The following is a 17,194-nucleotide window of genomic DNA, read 5'->3' on the forward strand; positions in this document are numbered from 1 at the left end:
CACGTGTCTACGTGCCCCCTGGACGAGCTGTCAGGGCGCCATCTCGTACGCCCCGGACAGCGCCTCGACCCGATCCCAGACGCGCTTCGAGCGCGCTTCGTCGACGACGGGCCGCCGAACTGCACCGAGCGCCCAGCTCTGCTGATCCGCGGTGGCGGAATCCTTGCCGTGCAGCTCGACTGCGTAGGCGGAGAAGTCGCGGACGAGGACGGAGAACAGCTCGTCCAGTACGTCCTCGTCGAGGCCCGTCAGGCGGGCCTGCTCCAGGATCAGCTGGCCGTGCACCACCAGCGCGAACAGCTGGCCGACGGCGAGGAGAAGATCGAGGTCGCGGCTCTGCTCCTCGTCGGGGGCCGCGGTGGTGACGAACTCGCACAGGGCGTCGGCCTGCTCCCGGAAGCGGGCGACGTTCGGCACCCCGGCGTATGCGTCGTAGGCGGGACGCCAGTCGTGGAAGCGCACGGAGCCGAGGCCACGGGCCGGTCCCTGCTCGAAGAGGAACGTGTCGTCGGCCGCGTCGAGACGGGTCGGCACGGGCGCGAACTCGGCCGGGTTCAGGAGGTGGTTGCGCATGAACTTGAGGATCAGCGCGAGGTTGACGTGGACCGTGCCCTCCAGCTTGGGCAGCCCCCGGATCTCGACGGCGGCCTGGGCGAAGTAGTTGTCCTTCTCGAAGCCCTTGGCGGCGATGACGTCCCACATCAGGTCGATGACCTTCTCGCCCTCCGTGGTCACCTTCATCTTCGTCATCGGGTTGAAGAGCAGGTAGCGGCGGTCGTCCGGCGAGGCGGAGCGAAAGTAGTCGACGGCGCGGTCGCTGAACAGCTTCATGCCGACGAGGCGGACGTAGGCGTCGGCCAGCTCGCGGCGCACGTGCGGGAAGGCGGTGACGGGGCGGCCGTACAGGATGCGGTTGTGCGCGTGGGTGACCGCCTCGTACATCGCGTGCTCGCAGATGCCGATCGAGGCGGTGCAGAGGTTGAACTTGCCGACGTTGACGGTGTTGAGGGCGGCGTCGAAGGCGGCGCGGCCCGTGTGCAGGACGTCGTCCGGGCCCACCGGGTAGTCCTCGAGGCGGAACTCGCTGACGTACTTCGAGGAGTCGACGACGTTCTTCACGAGGTGATAGGCCGAGTGGCGGCTGTCGGCGGCGAAGAAGACGTAGCCGTCCGGGCCCTCGACGTCGGTGCGTCGGCCGAAGACCGAGACGAGCCCGGCGGCATTGCCGTTGCCGATGTAGTACTTGGAGCCCGTCGCCCTGAAGCCGCCGTCGCCGTCCGGCGTGAGCAGCATGTCGGTGGAGTAGATGTCGGCGCCATGGGTCTTCTCGGAGAGACCGAAGGCGAACACCTCACCCTGGGCGAGGAGTTCCGCCGCGCGGGTGCGAGCCGCGGTGTTGTCGCTCTGCCAGACCGGTCCGAGACCGAGGATGGTGACCTGCCACGCGTACCAGTAGTCGAGGCCGTAGAACCCGAAGATCTCGTTGAGGGCGGCGATCCGGGCCGTGTCCCAGCGCTGGTCCTCGTTACCGGCGGCGGACGCCGGGGTGAGGAAGGTGGCGAACAGCCCTTCCTTCGCGGCGAACGCGAGGAAGTCGGCCAGCCAGGCGCGGGAGCGGTAGTCCTCGATCAGCCTGCGCTTGCCGCGGTCCTCGAACCAGTCGACGGTGGCACGCAGCAACCTCCGGGTCTCGGGGTCGAACTGCGCCGGGTCGTATGTGCGCGGGTTGAAGAGGAGGGAGTCGGCCATGGAGGTCCGCCTTCCGAGGGTTGAGGGTTGAGGGTGAGGGAATGGAGGTCGCGGAGCGCGGGCGCCGGTGGCCCGGCAGCTCAGGTATGCCGGTGTGACGTGCCGAGCCGGTGAAGGGTGGCGAGTACGTCGTCGAGCCAGGCGACCGTCATCCGCTCGTACGCGATGCCGCCGCGCAGCACGACATGCTGCAGCTCCTGACCGGCGTCGAGTGAGGCGGGGGCCGTCGGGCCGGTGAAGTCACGCAGTTCCCCGGCGAGATAGTGCGCGAGCCGGTCGCTGTGCACCTGGCGGTGCCGTTCGACCTCCTGGATCAGCACGGACGGGTCGTCGAAGGCCGCGCCGCGGATCTTCACGGCGAGGTCGTGCCGGATGCTCTCGGGTTCGATCGGTTCGTGCAGCCACTGGGAGAGGGCGGCCCGGCCGGGGCCGACGACGGAGTACTCCTTCTTGTCCGGCCGACTCTGCTGCGGCAGCCCGCGGACGGTGAGCAGGCCGTCGCTCTCCATGCGCTTGAGAACGCGGTAGATCTGCTGGTGCGTGGCGGTCCAGAAGTATCCGATGGACCGTTCGAACCGCCGGGCCAGCTCATAGCCGGAGCCCGGCTGCTCCAGCAGGGAGACGAGGATCGCGTGTTCGAGCGCCATACCTCGATCTTCATATGCAACTCGTTGCATAGCCAAGGGATGTTGCCCGGGTGAGACCGGGCTCACTCCGTGCGTATCCGGCAGAGGCCGGGGGCCGGGGCCGGGGGGGCATAGGAGTTCCCTATAGCGCGTGCTGCCTTTTCGTCTTTGCCTCTCCTTCTTTCCCGGCCGTACGGTGAAACCGCTCGACGAGGTGCTCACCGCGAATTCTCCTAATATTCGCGCTCTGCGCACGTCAATCCTTTTTCAATCGAGCAGACAATTTCGCGATCGAGAGGACCGACGCTATGACGACGATCGAGAACGGATCGGGAAGGCGAGAACTCACGGGAAAGCGGGCCCTGGTCACGGGTGGTTCTCGTGGAATCGGAGCGGCCGTCGTGCGCCAACTCCTGGACGCCGGTGCCGAGGTGCTCACGACTGCCAGGTCGGCGACGGACACGGTGCCGGAGGGGGCCACCTTCGTGGCGGCCGACGTGCGGACACGGGCCGGCGCGGAGGCGCTCGCCTCGGCCGCGCAGGAGGTGCTCGGCGGGGTGGACGTCCTGGTCCACAACGTGGGTGGGGCGCAACCGCACAAGGGAGCTCTGGCCATCCCTGACGAGGTGTGGCAGGACGCGCTGGACCTGAACTTCCTGGCGCCCGTGCGGCTGGACTCGCTGCTGGCACCGGGGATGCGGGAACGGCGTTCGGGAGTGATCGTGCACGTCTCCTCGGCGGCGGTCCCCCCGACGCCGCCACCGTTCCTGCACTACACGGCGGCGAAGGCGGCGCTGGAGAACTACAGCCGGGGACTGGCCGCGGAGCTGGCCCCGTTCGGAGTCCGGGTCAACACCGTGTCTCCCGGCCGGACCGCCACCCCCGGCGGCGAAGCGGCGCGGGAACAGTGGGCGCGCCTGGACGCGGGGCCCGGCCAGGCCACCAACACCCCTCCGCTGGGGCGCGATGGCCAGCCCGAGGACATCGCCCACGCGGTGCTGTTCCTGGCGTCCGACCGGACGAGCTGGCTGACCGCGAGCAATCTCGTCGTGGACGGCGGCGAATTCCCCAGGGGTTGACGCCGACGGAATTCCGGGCCGCCGGTTCCGAAAGAGGGAATTTCAGCGGCACCCGATTCCTTCTCGGCCGTCAGGACACCGGCGAGAAGAAATCGGACTCGGACTCGGCCCAGGTCTCCTTACGCAGGAGTTCGAGCAGCGCTGTCTCGGCCGGACCCGCGCCGTGCCGGACCACGGCGATCACAGGGTGGGACACCACCGGCAACACCGGGCGCGCGAGGTGCTCGTGACCGTGGGGAACCGCGGAGGCCGGGACCAGTGTCACGCCCAGCCCCTGGGCGGCCCAACGCACGGCTGTCGCCGTCTGGGACACGCGGGCGACCGTGTTCGGGGTGAGATCGTGGTCCCGCAGCAGATTCAGCAGTACGCCGTCGAGCGCGCTGTCGCGGTCGAACCTCACCCACGGCTCCCCCGCCAGCTCGCGCAGCTCGACCCGGTCCGCGGCGAGCAGCCGGTGCCCGGCGCCCAGCACCACGACGAACTCCTCGTCGCCGAGGTGGTGGGCGTCGGCGGGGCTCCGCTCGCACGCCGCCATCAGGGCGAGGTTCAGCAGGCCCCGGCGGCACAGCCGCTCCAGCTCGGCGTGGCTCGGCTCCTCGAAGACGGTGACCTCCAGCAGCGGGAAGCGGCGCCGCAGCGCACCCAACGCGCCCGGCAGTTGGCGCGTGCCAAAGCCCATCTGCACCGCGACCACCAGTTCGCCCACCAGCTCATCGGCACCGGCACGCGCCGTCGCTCTCGCCCGCCGTGCCGCGCTCACCGCGACCTCCGCCTCCCGCAGGAACGCGCGGCCGACCAAGGTGGGCACCAGTCCGGTCGGCGTGCGGGCGAACAGTGTCACTCCGAGTTCCCGCTCCAGGCCTCGGATCTGCTGGGACACCGACGGTTGAGCGACGCGCAGCAGTTCCGCCGCCGCCGTCACCGAGCCCTCCTCGGCAACGGCCAGGGCGTACTCGTACTGACGAAGGCTCATCGGCTCCCGTCCCTCCCTGCGGAAGGACCGCGGTCCCTCCACTTGAAATCGTTGTAGAGGCAACTCAGCTCCGCCGGCGAAGATTCCCGGGGACACGGCCAGGTCGACCCACACCAACTCGCCGCGCACCATCACCCCACGCGTCATCGACGACCGCGGCGGCCGGGGCCGCTCCATTCAGGCGCCGGCGCCACCGTCGACCGGGATGATCGCGCCGGTCACATACGAGGCCCGATCGCTGAGCAGCCACGCGGCCGCCTCGGCGACCTGCTGAGGCTCGGCCATCCGGCCGAGGGGGATCGTTGCGGTCAACTGCTCGACGATGCCAGGAGTAGCCGCTTCCCAGGCATCGATCATCTCGGTGGCGGTGCCGCCGGGGGTGATGCCGTTCACTCGGATTCCCTGAGGGCCCCAGGTCACGGCCGCGGTCTCGGTGATGCTGTTGAGCGCGCGCTTCATGGCGCCGTATGCGGGCAGGGCGGGGTTCGCTCGGCGGCTGCCGATGCTGGAGGTGTTGACGATCGCCCCGCCAGCGCCCCGTCGCATGAGTGCGGCCTCGGCGGTCATGGCGGTCCAGTGCGAGCGGAAGTTCACGGCGAACTGCTCGTCGAGGTCCTCGTCGCTCGTGGTGTCGAGCGGGCCGGGCTGCTGGATCGTCGCGCCGTTGTTGAAGGCGCCGTCAAGCCGTCCGTGCAGCTCTTCAACGTGGTCGACCGCCGCGCGGATGCTCGCACGGTCGGCGAGATCCAGGGTGACGGCGTCTGCGACCCCTCCGTCGGCGCGGACCTCGGTGACGATGCGGTCGAGGGCGTCCGTGCTGCGGGCGGCGAGCACGACGGCTGCGCCCTCGGAGGCGAAGAGTCGGGCCGCTGCCGCCCCGATGCCGCGGCTGGCGCCGGTGATGAGCACGACCTTGCCGGTGAGCAGGCCGATGGGTGCGGTGTCGTGGTTGTTCGTCATGACGGCAGTGTCGGGTCGACCTCCAGGCCGGATGCAGGCACAGGCTGTACCAGGATCCGTCGCCACGCGGCGTGCAGACTTGGGGGTATGAACAAGCAGGAGCTCGGGGCGTTCCTCCGTAGCCGTCGCGAGCGGATCCGACCAGGGGACGTCGGCCTCCCCTCCGGACCGCGACGCCGGACGCCGGGTCTGCGCCGTGAGGAGGCCGCGGTCCTGGCGCACATCTCCACGGAGTACTACGTCCGGCTCGAACAGGGCAGAGCACCGCGGCCGTCGGGCGAGGTCCTCGCCGGGATCGTGGGCGCGCTACGCCTCACCGATGCCGAGTCCGACCACCTGCACGTCCTCGCGGGTACCGCGCCGACCCGTAACCGGCTGCATCGGCGCGACGTCCGCCCGAGCATCCTCGCGCTCCTCGAACGGCTGCCGCAGACGGCGGCCTTCGTGACGTCAGCCGCGTTCGAGGTGCTCGCGTGGAACGGCCTCGCGGCCGCACTCATGGAGGACTTCGCTCGGCTCGCCCCTGAAGACCGCAATCTCGCGCGCCGGGCATTCCTCGGGCCGACGCGACCTGGCACGACGCTGTACGGGCTCTCCGACGCCGCCGAGTTCCGGCACCACGTCGTCATGGAACTCCGATCCACCCTCGCCCGCTATCCGACGGATCCCGCGGTGACCGGCCTCATCGACGAACTCCGCGACACCAGCCCCGACTTCGCCCGGCTCTGGGAGCGGCACGACGTACAGGCCGCGCCGACGCTCACGAAGACCTTCCGCCACCCGGTCGTCGGGGAGATCACCGTCGACTGCGACAGACTCACGCTCACAGACCGCGACCAGCACCTCGTGCTCTACAGCGCGCCTCCGGGATCCCCTGGCGCCGAGGCTCTGGCTCTTCTGGACGTGCTTGGCGCCGAAGCCGTTGACTACCTGCGATAGCGACGCGGATAGTCACAGCGAGCGCGGCTGTCGACAGAACAGAGCTGACTTTTCGTGACCCACTGTGCCGACATACCCAAACCTATCGGCTCACGGGACGATGAATTCCCGTTCCCCTACGAGCGCAGCTGCGCAGCGTCTCTCCACGAGCTGCAGAGCGTCGACGAGTTCCGCGTGACGAAGGCGGAATTCGGCAAGCTGTCCAAGCTGATGCAGAATCCTGTGCCGGTGTTCGGCTCACTCGCCGAGCGGCACGATCTGCCCTTGAGTGACAAGGTCCGGGGGTACTACTTCCGGCACAAGGAGGTCGCGGCTTCGTGGCGTCCGCTGGATGAGAACTCGGAGATGGTCGGCGAGTTCCGGCTGTCGCATGTGCTGACTGCCGTGACGCAGAACCACATGGACGACGTCTACGACGGGGACGACGTCGAAGAGCGTGCGCTCTACGGCGAGTTGCGGGTCTTCGACGACACCCCCCGGACCGGCACGGGCCGTATGGCCGCCCTGCGCGCGACCCCCGGTGCGAGCGACCCGGAGATCTGGTTCCACGACCTGCGCGACGGTGCCCTGCGCATGGACCTCGATTACCCGGGCTATCTGGAGAAACTCCTGATCACCAAGGGCGTCATCGGCTGGCAGTACCTCTACTGCCGGCCGGAGGACTGCGGCATGGGGTTCATCCCGATCGTGGACGGACTGAAGGAAATGCTCGACGTCTTTCCCCGCCTCTTCCCCGCCTACGACTACACAGACCTTCAGGTCCGTCTGAAGGACCGCCTGTGATCCGCAACGTCGTGCGTGAAACCGATGCCGGGGGCGCGCCAGGCCGTGGTCATCACAGTCCTTTGAAGAAGTGTGAGGTCGCGACAAGCACTGTGTGTTCCCCGGCGCCGATCACCCCGTCGACCCGCAGCCGGTCGTACGCGGCGAACACCGTCACACTGCTGCGCTCCCAGACGTGACCTCGGTCGCAGAGCCTGGCGAACCACTCGTCCGCCTCGCCTGGGGAGACCACCACCGCGGTGCCGCCGGAAAGGGTCGCCGCACGCTGGGCCTGGACGGTCGTGATGTGGCCGGCGATCGAGTACAACCGGCCGGTGTCACCGGGGAAGTGGCGGCCAGCAGGGTCATCATCTCGGGGTTGAGGAGCACCGGCGCGGACAGGGTGCGCGAGAGCACTCCGCTGTCGAGCGACGAGGAGCCGGTCGGCGTCGGCCGAGTCCGCCGGTCCGTCGGCGGCTCGATAGCGCAGATACGACAGCCAGTCACATGCCGGCGGCCGCGCCCCGAAGGACGCCGGCAGCGGCGCCCTCACCCGTACCAGCGTCTCGGTCGCTCCGCCGACGGGACTCGTCGACGCCACGGCCGTCTCGGTCCGCGCGGCCTCGCCCAGGGCGTCCGGGGCGGCCCCGGACAAGGCCCCGACGGTCAGCAGCACCGCCGGCGCGGCGCTCCGCAGCACCCTCAGGGTCTTTCCTCTGCTGCGACTCGTGTTCATCCTGGGACGGTAGGACCGCGAAACCGGCCCCACCGCCACATGCTCACAACTACGCAGCTCCAGTCGGCGCGTTTGTCACCAGGCACCAACTCCCCCTGTTCCAGTCCAAGTTGCGGCCCGTTCTTCGTCGCTCAGTCCCGGTAGTCAGGAGCGATGCGCTCGACCAGCCGGAGCAGTGCCGCCCACGCGAGGTCGTGGGCTTGGTCGTCCTGGAGGTCGGAGCCGGCGTCCTCGCCGGAGAGTTGGCGGGCGGTGAGTTCGCAGACGTCGGCGTGGGGCGTGACGAGCTTCGTGCCGCCGGCCGTGGCCGTGGTCTGGATCTCACACGCCTTGTCCAGGTAGTACATGCGCAGGAAGGCTTGGGCGGGGGTCTGACCGACGGTCAGCAGGCCGTGGTTGCGCAGGATCATCGCCGGGTGGCCGGCGAGGTCGGCGACGAGTCGTTGTTGTTCGGCGAGGTTGAGGGCGACGCCTTCGTAGGCGTGGTAGCCGAGCCTGCCGTAGAACTCCATGGAGATCTGGTTGAGCGGGAGGAGGCCGTGTTCCTGAGCCGCGACGGCGCAGCCGGCCTTGGTGTGGGTGTGCAGGACACAGTGGGCGTCCGGCCGGGCGGCGTGGATGGCACTGTGGATGACGAACCCGGCGGGGTTGACGGGGTAGGGGCTGTCCTCGACCGGCCGGCCGGTCAGGTCGATCTTGACGAGGTTCGATGCGGTGATCTCCTCGAACAGCATGCCGTACGGGTTGATCAGGAAGTGGTGCTCCGGCCCGGGGAGCCGGGCGGAGATGTGCGTGAAGATCAGATCGGTCATCCGGTAGTGCGCCACCAGGCGGTAGACCGCGGCGAGTTCACGGCGCAGCCGCAGTTCCTCGTCGGACATGGTCTTGGCGGCCTGGTCGGCGCGGAGTGCCGGAGCGGACATGGGGTGACTCCTTCTGTGTGGGGGGGAAGCGGGCCGAAAGTCGCTCGGGCGGCGGGAACGGATGCGGGGTCAGGCCGCGGTGAGTTCGTAGGCAGGGGTCGGCTCGCCTGCCAGACGGCGGCGCCACGCCTCGACGACCGCTTCCTCGGTCGGCTCGGTCACAAGGCTGACGGTCACATAGGCGACGAGGCCGGCGAGCAGGCCGTAGTAGATCGGCTCGTCGGCCAGGAGCCCATGGGTCACCATCAGAGTGATCACTGTGGCGCCGCCCGCGATCATCGAGGCCAGGGCACCCTGCAGGTTTCCGCGTCTCCAGACGAGGCCGCCGAGGATGGGGACCAGCAGGCCGCCGACGAGCAGGTTGTACGCGACGGTGAGGGCTGCGAGCACATCGCCCAGCGCACAGGCGATGACCATGGACGCCACACCGAGCATGGCGATGGCGAGCCGGTTCTCGCGGACCTCGTCGTGCTCGTCCGGGGCGGCGGCCGCCTCGGTGGCGTGCCGGCCCCGGTGGCGCAGCCGGGCCCAGACGTCGTTGTTGGCCACGGTCGCGGAGGCGATCAGGGCACCGCTGGCGGTGGACATCATGGCGGACAGGGCGGCGGCCAGGACCAGGCCCTTGACCCCGACGGGCAGGGCCCGCTCGACGATGGTGGCGAACGCCTGGTCGGGACTGCCGAGGCGCGGATAGAGCACCTTGGTGGCCATGCCGATGACGGCTCCGGCCAGGGCGTAGACGAGACAGTAGACGCCGGCGACGGTCCCGCCCCAGGCGGCGACCTTGTCGGTGCGGGCGGTGAAGACCCGCTGCCAGATGTCCTGCCCGATGAGCATGCCGAAGGTGTAGATCAGCACGTAGGTGAAGATCGTCTGCCAGCCGATGGACGTCGGCGAGAAATAGCCGTCCGGCAGCCGGTCGGCCATGACGGAGAAGCCGCCCGCCTTGACGACCGCGATGGGCAGCAGCAGGACGAGCACGCCCACGCTCTTGATCACGAACTGCACCATGTCGGTGAGCGTGATGGACCACATGCCACCGAGCACGGAGTAGCCCACGACAATCGTGCCTCCGAAGACGATCGCGGCCCAGCGTGGTACGTCGAACAGCACGTCGAAGACGCTGGCGTAGGCGATCGTGGAGGTGACGACCAGCATGAGGGTGTAGATCCACATCACGACACCGGAGATGACGCCGGCGGCGCTGCCGTATCGCAGGGAGAGCATCTCGGCGACGGTGTAGACGCGCAGCCGGGCGATCCGGGCGGAGAAGAAGATGCTCAGGGCCAGTAGCCCGAGTCCGATGGCGAAGACCATTGCGGCGCCGGAGATGCCGTACATGTAGCCCAGGCGCACGCCGCCGATCGTGGACGCACCGCCGAGGACGACGGCTGCCATGGTGCCGGTGTACATGAGCGGGCCCAGCCGCCGTCCGGCGACCAGGAAGTCGCTCTTGGAGGCGGCCCGCCTTTTGCCCCACCAGCCGACGCCGACGATGCCCAGCAAATATCCGATCATGACGACGTAGTCGACGGCCATCAGGTCCTCCGATTCGCTGCGGCCCGCGCCTGGTGCGCCGGACCGCCGAGTGGGTGCGGTTGAGGGGGGGGACAGCGGCTGCGCGCCAGGCACGAAAGGGGGGACGGCACGCCGCAGCGCTGATGAAAGGGGAGAGTGCATGGCTGCTGGGGCGGGGGTGGTGCCCTGTGGGTGCAGCGCTGCCAGGGCCGGGGAGTGCCCTGCTGGTCATGTGACCGTATCGGCTGTTCGCACTGGCGTTGAAGTGCAGGGTTTATCCAATATGGATCCATCCGTTGGATGAATCCGGCACTCCTGCGGGCGCTTCCGAGTTGGGAGGATCTCTCCTCATGAGCGAGTCCGTTCAACCGTCCGTCGCCCTCAGCGTGCTGCTCGCCAGCCCCGGGCTCGGCCTGAGCCAGGTCGCCGGGCCGGCCGAGGACCGCCTCATCGGCACGGTCGGCACCACCGAGATCGAAGACCCCACTCCCTATCTCGTCGGCGGTGAACTCCTCCTGACCGCGGGGGTCCGTCTCCCGCAGGACGCGGAGGGCATCGATACCTACGTCGCACGCGTCGTCGCCGCCGGAGTGGCCGCACTCGGTTTCGGTGTCGCGCCCGTGCACCAGGAGGTTCCGCCGGAGCTTGTCGCCGCCTGCGACCACCACGGCCTTCCGCTGCTGCGGCTGCCGCCGGACACACCCTTCGTCGCTGTCGGGCAAGCCACCTACGCCGCCATAGCCGAAGCCCGCAACCGGGATCTGAGAGAGATCTCCAAGGCGCAGTCGGCTCTCACTTCCGCGGCCGCCCGTCCGGACGCGCTGCAGGCCGTTCTGAGCCAGCTCAGCATCCACACCGGAGCCTGGGCCGTGCTCTTCGACGCCCAGGGCAACGAACTGTTCAGCGCGGGCCCCCGGCCGTCGGCACCCACCGCGCGACTGCTGTGCGACCTCGCCGTACGCACCACCACCCGCTCCACTGGAGACCAGGTGAAGGACAGACCCCCACCCCCGGCGGCAGCAGCTCACCACATCGAAGGAGTCCACCTCACCGTCCACACCCTGGCCGGCGCGGACAGCACCGCTGCCCCACTGGCCCTCGGTCAGGCCGCCCCCTCGACCCCTACCGCGGTCCACCGCCAGATGACCGGCATGGCGACGGTCCTGCTGTCCCTGCTCACCAGCCCCCGCCACGCCCTCAGTACGGAAGCCCGCGGTGTCGGCGCACTCGTACGACTCATGCTCGGCGCCTCCCCCGCCGAGGTAGCGGCCGCACTCGCCCTCACCGATGAGTCCCCGAGCGACCACTGGATCGTCGTCCATGGGCGCCACACGCCCACGCCCGCACGGACCGTTCCCGCTCCCCGGCCCGGCGGAGACCCGGCCCAACTCGCCGCCCTGGCCACCGCACTCGGCACCCCGTACGTGCACATGGACGGCCCTCACCTGCGGGCGCTGATGCCCAGCACACCCGGAAGGTCACCGAGCGCCCCCGCTCTGGCCGCGGTTCTCGGGTGGGTTCTCGGCTTCAGCGCACCCGTACCCGCGACGGACCTGCCCCGCGCCGACTCCCAGGCCGAACGGGCTCTGCAGCGTGCGATCGCCGCCGAGGCGCCGGCCGTCGTCCACACCGACGAGGCGCTCAGCGTTCATGCCCTCATCTCCCCCGCCGACGCCAGAGAGCTGGCCCGTACCCGCTTCGATCCGCTGGCCCGAGCCGGCGCACCGGGCGCCTCGGCCCTCCTTGAGACCCTGCGGACCTGGCTGACCCTTCATGGCAGTTGGGACCGGACGGCCGCTGCCCTCCAGGTCCACCGCAACACCGTGCGCCACCGCCTCGCGCGGGTCGCCGAACTCCTCGACGTCGACCTCCAGGACCCGAGCGTCCGCATGGAACTCTGGTTCGCCCTGCACTGGCTGCCTGGCGAGCAGGCGGGAGAAGGCCGGACATAGGAGATGAACGGGAGACGATCTCGGTTCACCCTCGTTGAGCTTCAGGAACCCTCTGCTCCGCCCAGATGATCTTGCCGCTGGTGGTGTACCGGGTGCCCCATCGCTGGGTGAGCTGCGCGACGATGAACAGCCCTCGGCCGCCCTCGTCGGTGGTGCGGGCATGGCGCATGCGGGGTGAGGTGCTGCTGGCGTCGGCGACTTCGCAGATCAGGACGTCGGGTTGATGGATCAGGCGTAGGCGGATCGGGGCGTCGCCGTATCGGACGGCATTGGTGACTAGCTCGCTGACCAGCAGTTCCGTGCTGAACTGCAGCTCTTCCAGGCCCCATTCGGTGAGCTTGCGGTTGGTGAGGTCGCGGGCGCTCGCCACCACGGCCGGGTCGGCGGACAGGTCCAGGGTGGCGACCCGCGCGCCTTCCAGGCCATGCGTGCGGGCCACGAGCAGTGCGGCGTCGTCGGGAGGAGAACCCTTCACCAAGGCCGCGACCACCTTGTCGCAGACGTCGTCCAGCACCGGGCCGGGGTCGGTCAGAGCATCGGTGAGGAGGGACATCCCCGCGTCGATGTCCCGGTCACGTGCCTCGACCAGGCCATTGGTGAACAGGGCGAGCAGTGTCCCGCGGGGCGCCTCCAGTTCGACGGCCCCAAAGGGCAGGAACCCCAGCCCTAGTGGAGGCCCCGCGGGCAGATCGGGGAACGTGACGGCGCCGTCGGTGGCGACGATCGCAGGGGGCGGATGTCCGGCCCGGGCCACCGTGCACAACTCGGCGACCGGGTCGTACACGGCATACAGGCAGGTGGCGCCCAGCACGGATGTGGCCACGTCGCGCTGCTCGTTGTCGACCGCCCCGCGCCCGCTCTCCTCGCCCAGACTCATGACCAGGTCGTCCAGATGGGCCAGCAGATCGTCGGGAGGGAGGTCGAGGGCGGCCAGCGTGCGCACCGCCGTGCGGAGCAGGCCCATGGCGGCGGCCGCATTCGTGCCGTGACCGACCACGTCCCCCACGACCAGGGCGACCCTCGCTCCGGACAGGGGAATCACGTCGAACCAGTCTCCTCCTGCCGAGCTCGGGGCGTTCGCCGGTACGTAGCGTGAGGCGACATCCAGCGCGGAGCCGGCGGCCAGCCTGTGCGGCAGCAGACTGTGCTGCAGGGTCAGGGCGGCCCTGCGTTCACGGGTGGAGCATCGCGCGGTGCTGTCGCGAGCGACGAGGGCGGGGGCGACGACCTCGTGGCGGGGGTCCGTGCGCCCCTGAAGGCGTTCGAGGACGAACTCGACGGCGAGATGGCCGGTATGGCGTGCCTGCTGGTCGACGGATGTCAGTGAGACGTGTTCGAGACCGGCGAGGAACGTGTTGTCATAGCCCACCAGTGAAATGTCCTCGGGGACCTCGAACCCGGATTGCACGCACTGGTCCTGCACCGCCAGAGCCGCGAGGTCGTTGTACACGAAGAGCGCCGTGGGTACGGAGCCCGCGGCGAGGATACGTCGGACTGCGGCACCGCCGTCATGCGCGGGACCTGCTCGAACACGCCGTGTGTACGCGGTCAGTCCGGCGTCGCGCATGGCCTCGCGGTAGCCCGCACGCCGCCCGGCGTTGTAGGGCTCCTCAGCACCGTCGGCGATGTCGATGTACGCGATGTCCTCATGGCCGAGGCTCTGGAGGTGTTCCACCGCGAGCCGGCCACCGAGGTACTCGTCGGTATGTACCGAGTCCACGGTGGGCGACGTGACCTCTCGGCCGACGACCGCCAGTGGGACGGCCCTGCTCAAGGCGTCCAGCTGCGCCTCTCCCATCAACGGTGCTACGACGACGATCCCGTGCGTGCGGAGTTCGAGAAAGGTCTCGATCGACTCGATCTCGACCTGCGGCCGTCCCCGCCCGGCGGTGATGAGGACGCGGTACCCGGCGTCGTCCGCCGCGTCCCGGATGCCGTCGACGATTTCGCCGAAGATCGGGTTGTGCAGGTCCTGCACGACAACGCCGATGACACGGAACGTTGCCTCACGCTGTTCGTCTCTGCCGACGGTGGTCCGCATGCGGGAATCCGTTCATTCCCTGCAACGGTAACCCGGCCTCTCCCACCGGGCATGGCTACCGGGAAGGGGCCGCGGCGGCGGGGATCCCCAGGTCGCCCTCGATGTACTGGGCGCGGCCGAAGCCGAAGGACCAGTCGGCCGGGGTGTTCTCGACGTATCCGATGAAGACGTCCTCCCCTGCCACACCCACCCTCGCCAACGAGGCGGTGACAGCCGCGTACAACTGCCGCTTGACGTCGGTCGAGCGGCCGGACTGCGTAAAGATCTGGATCATCACGATGTCCTCGCTGCGCTCGAAGCCCAGGCCGGCATCGAGCGCGATGACCCTGCCCGCCTCGTGCTCGGTGACGATCTGGAAGCGGTCGCGCTCGGGGACGGCCAGCACCTCGACGACGGCCGCGTGGACGGCGTCGGCGACGGCGCGGACCTGGGTGTCACTGCGGCCCTTGACGAGATCGATGCGGACCAGGGGCATGGCGGGACTCCTTGCTCGTGCTTCGGGGGCGTGCTTCCACCGTGCCGCCAGACGAGTCATAGGTCAAAGACCTGGGTCTTGGCTCAGCCATAAGCATCTCGAATACACTGACGTCATGGAGGTACGCACACTGCAGTACTTTCTCGCCGTCGCCGAGGAACAGTCCTTCACCCGGGCCGCGGCCCGCTGCCATGTCGCCCAGCCCGCCATCAGCCAGCAGATCCGTTCCCTGGAACGCGAACTGGGCGAGGCCCTGTTCGAGCGGGACTCCCGCAGCGTCCGGCTCACCGCCGCGGGCGAGGCACTGATGCCCCATGCCCGTACGGTGTCGGCGACCGTCGCCGCAGCGAAGGCCGAATTCGCCGCACGCTCCGGCCTGCTCGCCGGGACCCTGTCACTCGGAGTCGCCGACGGAGTGGAAAGCAGCAGCCTCCCGGCCCTGCTCGGCACCTTCCACCGGCTGTATCCCGGCGTCACCGTGCACCTCGTCGAGGGGGCGAGCGCCGGCCTGGTACCCCAGGTGCGGCAGGGCTCACTGGACGCGGTCTTCGTCGCCGTCCCGCCGGAGGGACTCGACCCGGGATTCGGGCACCGGGTCCTCGTCCGCGACGAGATCGTGGCACTGGTCGCCTCCGACCGGCCGCAGGCGCAACAGGCGGCACTCTCCCTGGACGAGCTCTCCGCCGCCCCGCTGATCACCTACGGTCCGGACAGCGGCCTGCACCCCCGGCTGCGCAGCGCCTTCGAAGAGGCTGAGGTCCCTTTCCGGCCCGCCTATGCCACCAACCACGTCGCACTTCAATTGGAACTCGTGGCCGCCGGCGTGGGCATCGCCCTCGCGGCGGGCGGGGCCCGGGGCATCACCGGGGATCCACGGATCACCGTGGTGCCGGTGACACCCCGTATCCCCTACGCGAAGGCACTGGTCTGGCGCTCCGGCCCCCACTCGTCGGCACCACTGCGGGCCATGCTGGAGCTGCCCCCCTCGGCTTCCGACGCCTTGCCCGTCGAGTGAAGGGCGGCCGAATTCACCACCTTCGCTCCCGTCAGCGACCCAGTGCAGTTCCGCTGGGATGCGCCCTACGCGCGGTCGAGGACGCGTTCGATCTCGCCGTCGTCCTCGTCCTGGGCCGGCCACCTGTTGCAGGGGAAGGTCCACTCCTGGTTGGTGCCCTCGTTGCGGCGGACGCAGATCCTGTCGAGGTACCAGCCCGACAGGGGGAACTTGTTGTCGTGTCGGACCCGGACGCTCTGCAGTTCGCCGAGTTCGGCCGGGTGATTCGGTCCCGGCCGAGGCAGGTCCGCTGTCGGCCGGCCGGTGTCCCGGTGGCATGAGCCGACGGTCCCGGCCGGGACGGGCACACTCCCCGGCACAGGCGGACGGTGTCCCGGGGTCCTTGTCCCTCGGCACCGGGGACCCCTGTCTCATGCGGGGCTCCTCACGGGGCGCGCTCCGCGTTCAATCCGACCGCCCGGGTCGACGAACGGGCAGCCACACTCGATCTGTTGTCGGGCGGACGCTACGACGTCGGCACCGGCGAGTCGACCACCCTCATGGAGCCGACCGGCTTCGGCATCGCCGGTTACAACGGCACCTACGTCTCCATGCCGGCCCGCAACGTCCTACCCAAGCCGGTGCAGCCCCCCGCTCTGGATGGCCTGCGGCAGCCGCGAGGCCATCCTCACGGCGGGCCGCAAGGGCCTGGGCCCCCTGAACTTCGCGTTCGCCGAGCCCGCACGCCGAGACCCGCAAATGGGTCGACGTGTACTACGCGGCCATCGCCTCCGAGGAGGTGCGTGCCCGCCGGTTTCGCGGTCAACCCGCGGGTCGCCGTCGTCGTCCCGATGCTGTGCCACCCGGACGAAGCCACGGCGGTCGAACGGGCCGCGGACGGCGTGCAGTTCTTCACCTACGGCCTCGGCCACTACATCGCCTTCGGCGACCACGCCCCCGCGAGGTGATACCGGAGTTCCAGGAGCGCGACGAACAGGCCCGCACCCAGCGGCTGGGGCGCCTCCGGCCCGCCATCGACGCGGCGCCGGCTCGCCGGGAGCCTGCGAGGCAGGCCGACCCCGGCTATCGCGTGAAGTCGCGCAAGCCCGGCATGACAGGCACGGGAAGCGGCGAGGCCGGCATCGACGCGGATGTGATCGTCGTCGGCTACGGCCCGTTGGGACAGCTCCTCGCGATCATGCTCACCTCGCAGGGACGAGGGACACCGGATACTGCGCTCGAACGCCGGGAAAAGCCCTACGAGTTACCGAGAGCCACGGCCGCCGAAGTCGGGCGCGCGGACGACGGCGACCTCGCGGCGGTCGCCGAGGCGACCCATGCCGGCCACTCGAACGTGCTCTATGTGGTCGTGGGTACGGGTATCGGCGGCGGCCTGGTCCTCGACGGGCGGGCGTACCCGGCCCTCGGCAAGGGATCGTGCGAGCTGGGCCATAAGTTGGCGGAAGG

General features: G+C 69.6%; 15 protein-coding genes and 2 pseudogenes. 7 read left to right on the forward strand and 10 right to left on the reverse strand.

The window, feature by feature from the left end; all coding sequences use genetic code 11:
• Positions 1-30: 30 nt before the first annotated feature.
• Both BLU79_RS44850 and BLU79_RS44855 read right to left on the reverse strand, forming a co-directional pair.
• On the reverse strand, positions 31-1,749 hold the full coding sequence (locus BLU79_RS44850; protein ID WP_093911830.1) for an acyl-CoA dehydrogenase family protein: 1,719 nt from the start codon (positions 1,747-1,749) through the stop codon (positions 31-33).
• Between the two features lie 80 nt (positions 1,750-1,829).
• Entirely contained in the window at positions 1,830-2,396 is a 567-nt protein-coding gene (locus BLU79_RS44855) for a PadR family transcriptional regulator (protein ID WP_093911831.1), read from the reverse strand.
• Positions 2,397-2,683: 287 nt separating this feature from the next.
• Here BLU79_RS44855 and BLU79_RS44860 point away from each other — a divergent pair, with 287 nt between their 5' ends.
• Positions 2,684-3,454, forward strand: a complete 771-nt coding sequence (locus tag BLU79_RS44860) for an SDR family oxidoreductase (protein WP_093911832.1) — start codon at positions 2,684-2,686, stop codon at positions 3,452-3,454.
• Positions 3,455-3,524: 70 nt separating this feature from the next.
• Here the strand turns inward: BLU79_RS44860 and BLU79_RS44865 are convergent, their stop codons facing one another.
• Entirely contained in the window at positions 3,525-4,427 is a 903-nt protein-coding gene (locus tag BLU79_RS44865) for a LysR family transcriptional regulator (RefSeq protein WP_093911833.1), read from the reverse strand.
• A gap of 177 nt (positions 4,428-4,604) precedes the next feature.
• Positions 4,605-5,387 (reverse strand): SDR family NAD(P)-dependent oxidoreductase, encoded by a 783-nt coding sequence (locus BLU79_RS44870; protein ID WP_093911834.1) that lies wholly within the window; start codon positions 5,385-5,387, stop codon positions 4,605-4,607.
• A gap of 87 nt (positions 5,388-5,474) precedes the next feature.
• On the opposite strand from BLU79_RS44870, the gene BLU79_RS44875 reads away from it, so the two are divergent.
• Together BLU79_RS44875 and BLU79_RS44880 are read left to right on the forward strand one after the other, a co-directional pair.
• Positions 5,475-6,326 carry a helix-turn-helix transcriptional regulator gene (locus BLU79_RS44875; protein WP_093911835.1) on the forward strand — a complete coding sequence of 284 codons (852 nt, stop codon included), beginning with the start codon at positions 5,475-5,477 and terminating at the stop codon, positions 6,324-6,326.
• 174 nt (positions 6,327-6,500) lie between these two features.
• Positions 6,501-7,109, forward strand: a complete 609-nt coding sequence (locus tag BLU79_RS44880) for a hypothetical protein (RefSeq protein WP_093911836.1) — start codon at positions 6,501-6,503, stop codon at positions 7,107-7,109.
• A 403-nt stretch (positions 7,110-7,512) separates the two neighbouring features.
• Here the strand turns inward: BLU79_RS44880 and BLU79_RS44885 are convergent.
• The 3 genes and pseudogenes from BLU79_RS44885 to BLU79_RS44895 all read right to left on the reverse strand — a co-directional run.
• A pseudogene (locus BLU79_RS44885) lies at positions 7,513-7,824 on the reverse strand (hypothetical protein); the annotation flags it as partial.
• Between the two features lie 131 nt (positions 7,825-7,955).
• A complete protein-coding gene (locus BLU79_RS44890; RefSeq protein WP_093911837.1) occupies positions 7,956-8,747 on the reverse strand; it encodes a class II aldolase/adducin family protein in 792 nt (263 codons plus the stop codon).
• Between the two features lie 69 nt (positions 8,748-8,816).
• Positions 8,817-10,286, reverse strand: a complete 1,470-nt coding sequence (locus tag BLU79_RS44895; protein WP_093911838.1) for a sodium:solute symporter family protein — start codon at positions 10,284-10,286, stop codon at positions 8,817-8,819.
• A 329-nt stretch (positions 10,287-10,615) separates the two neighbouring features.
• Between BLU79_RS44895 and BLU79_RS44900 the strand changes: the two genes are divergently transcribed.
• The gene (locus BLU79_RS44900) at positions 10,616-12,217 is read left to right on the forward strand and encodes a PucR family transcriptional regulator (RefSeq protein ID WP_093911839.1); all 1,602 of its coding nucleotides are present in this window, start codon (positions 10,616-10,618) and stop codon (positions 12,215-12,217) included.
• Between the two features lie 25 nt (positions 12,218-12,242).
• Here BLU79_RS44900 and BLU79_RS44905 read toward each other — a convergent pair whose 3' ends face one another.
• On the reverse strand, positions 12,243-14,258 hold the full coding sequence (locus tag BLU79_RS44905; protein ID WP_093911840.1) for a SpoIIE family protein phosphatase: 2,016 nt from the start codon (positions 14,256-14,258) through the stop codon (positions 12,243-12,245).
• Between the two features lie 55 nt (positions 14,259-14,313).
• Complete coding sequence (locus BLU79_RS44910; protein ID WP_093911841.1) at positions 14,314-14,733, reverse strand: tautomerase family protein; 420 nt, start codon at positions 14,731-14,733, stop codon at positions 14,314-14,316.
• A gap of 115 nt (positions 14,734-14,848) precedes the next feature.
• Here BLU79_RS44910 and BLU79_RS44915 point away from each other — a divergent pair, with 115 nt between their 5' ends.
• The gene (locus BLU79_RS44915) at positions 14,849-15,748 is read left to right on the forward strand and encodes a LysR family transcriptional regulator (protein ID WP_093911842.1); all 900 of its coding nucleotides are present in this window, start codon (positions 14,849-14,851) and stop codon (positions 15,746-15,748) included.
• A gap of 65 nt (positions 15,749-15,813) precedes the next feature.
• Here the strand turns inward: BLU79_RS44915 and BLU79_RS44920 are convergent, their stop codons facing one another.
• Positions 15,814-16,107, reverse strand: coding sequence for a PLAT/LH2 domain-containing protein (locus BLU79_RS44920; RefSeq protein ID WP_093911843.1), 294 nt, complete (start codon positions 16,105-16,107; stop codon positions 15,814-15,816).
• A 423-nt stretch (positions 16,108-16,530) separates the two neighbouring features.
• On the opposite strand from BLU79_RS44920, the gene BLU79_RS48525 reads away from it, so the two are divergent.
• Positions 16,531-16,695, forward strand: coding sequence for a hypothetical protein (locus BLU79_RS48525; protein ID WP_177001439.1), 165 nt, complete (start codon positions 16,531-16,533; stop codon positions 16,693-16,695).
• Between the two features lie 230 nt (positions 16,696-16,925).
• Positions 16,926-17,180: pseudogene (locus tag BLU79_RS44930) on the forward strand (ROK family protein); the annotation flags it as partial.
• Between the last annotated feature and the right edge of the window lie 14 nt (positions 17,181-17,194).

This window comes from Streptomyces sp. cf386, assembly GCF_900103585.1.
Lineage (GTDB): Bacteria > Actinomycetota > Actinomycetes > Streptomycetales > Streptomycetaceae > Streptomyces.

Bases quoted from the DNA above. Each gene is read 5' to 3' on its own strand.
- BLU79_RS44910 (WP_093911841.1), bottom strand. From the start codon at position 14,733: ATGCCCCTGGTCCGCATCGATCTCGTCAAGGGCCGCAGTGACACCCAG.
- BLU79_RS44860 (WP_093911832.1), top strand. From the start codon at position 2,684: ATGACGACGATCGAGAACGGATCGGGAAGGCGAGAACTCACGGGAAAG.
- BLU79_RS44905 (WP_093911840.1), bottom strand. From the start codon at position 14,258: ATGCGGACCACCGTCGGCAGAGACGAACAGCGTGAGGCAACGTTCCGT.
- BLU79_RS44865 (WP_093911833.1), bottom strand. From the start codon at position 4,427: ATGAGCCTTCGTCAGTACGAGTACGCCCTGGCCGTTGCCGAGGAGGGC.
- BLU79_RS44850 (WP_093911830.1), bottom strand. From the start codon at position 1,749: ATGGCCGACTCCCTCCTCTTCAACCCGCGCACATACGACCCGGCGCAG.
- BLU79_RS44875 (WP_093911835.1), top strand. From the start codon at position 5,475: ATGAACAAGCAGGAGCTCGGGGCGTTCCTCCGTAGCCGTCGCGAGCGG.
- BLU79_RS44895 (WP_093911838.1), bottom strand. From the start codon at position 10,286: ATGGCCGTCGACTACGTCGTCATGATCGGATATTTGCTGGGCATCGTC.
- BLU79_RS44900 (WP_093911839.1), top strand. From the start codon at position 10,616: ATGAGCGAGTCCGTTCAACCGTCCGTCGCCCTCAGCGTGCTGCTCGCC.
- BLU79_RS44915 (WP_093911842.1), top strand. From the start codon at position 14,849: ATGGAGGTACGCACACTGCAGTACTTTCTCGCCGTCGCCGAGGAACAG.
- BLU79_RS44890 (WP_093911837.1), bottom strand. From the start codon at position 8,747: ATGTCCGCTCCGGCACTCCGCGCCGACCAGGCCGCCAAGACCATGTCC.
- BLU79_RS44870 (WP_093911834.1), bottom strand. From the start codon at position 5,387: ATGACGAACAACCACGACACCGCACCCATCGGCCTGCTCACCGGCAAG.
- BLU79_RS44855 (WP_093911831.1), bottom strand. From the start codon at position 2,396: ATGGCGCTCGAACACGCGATCCTCGTCTCCCTGCTGGAGCAGCCGGGC.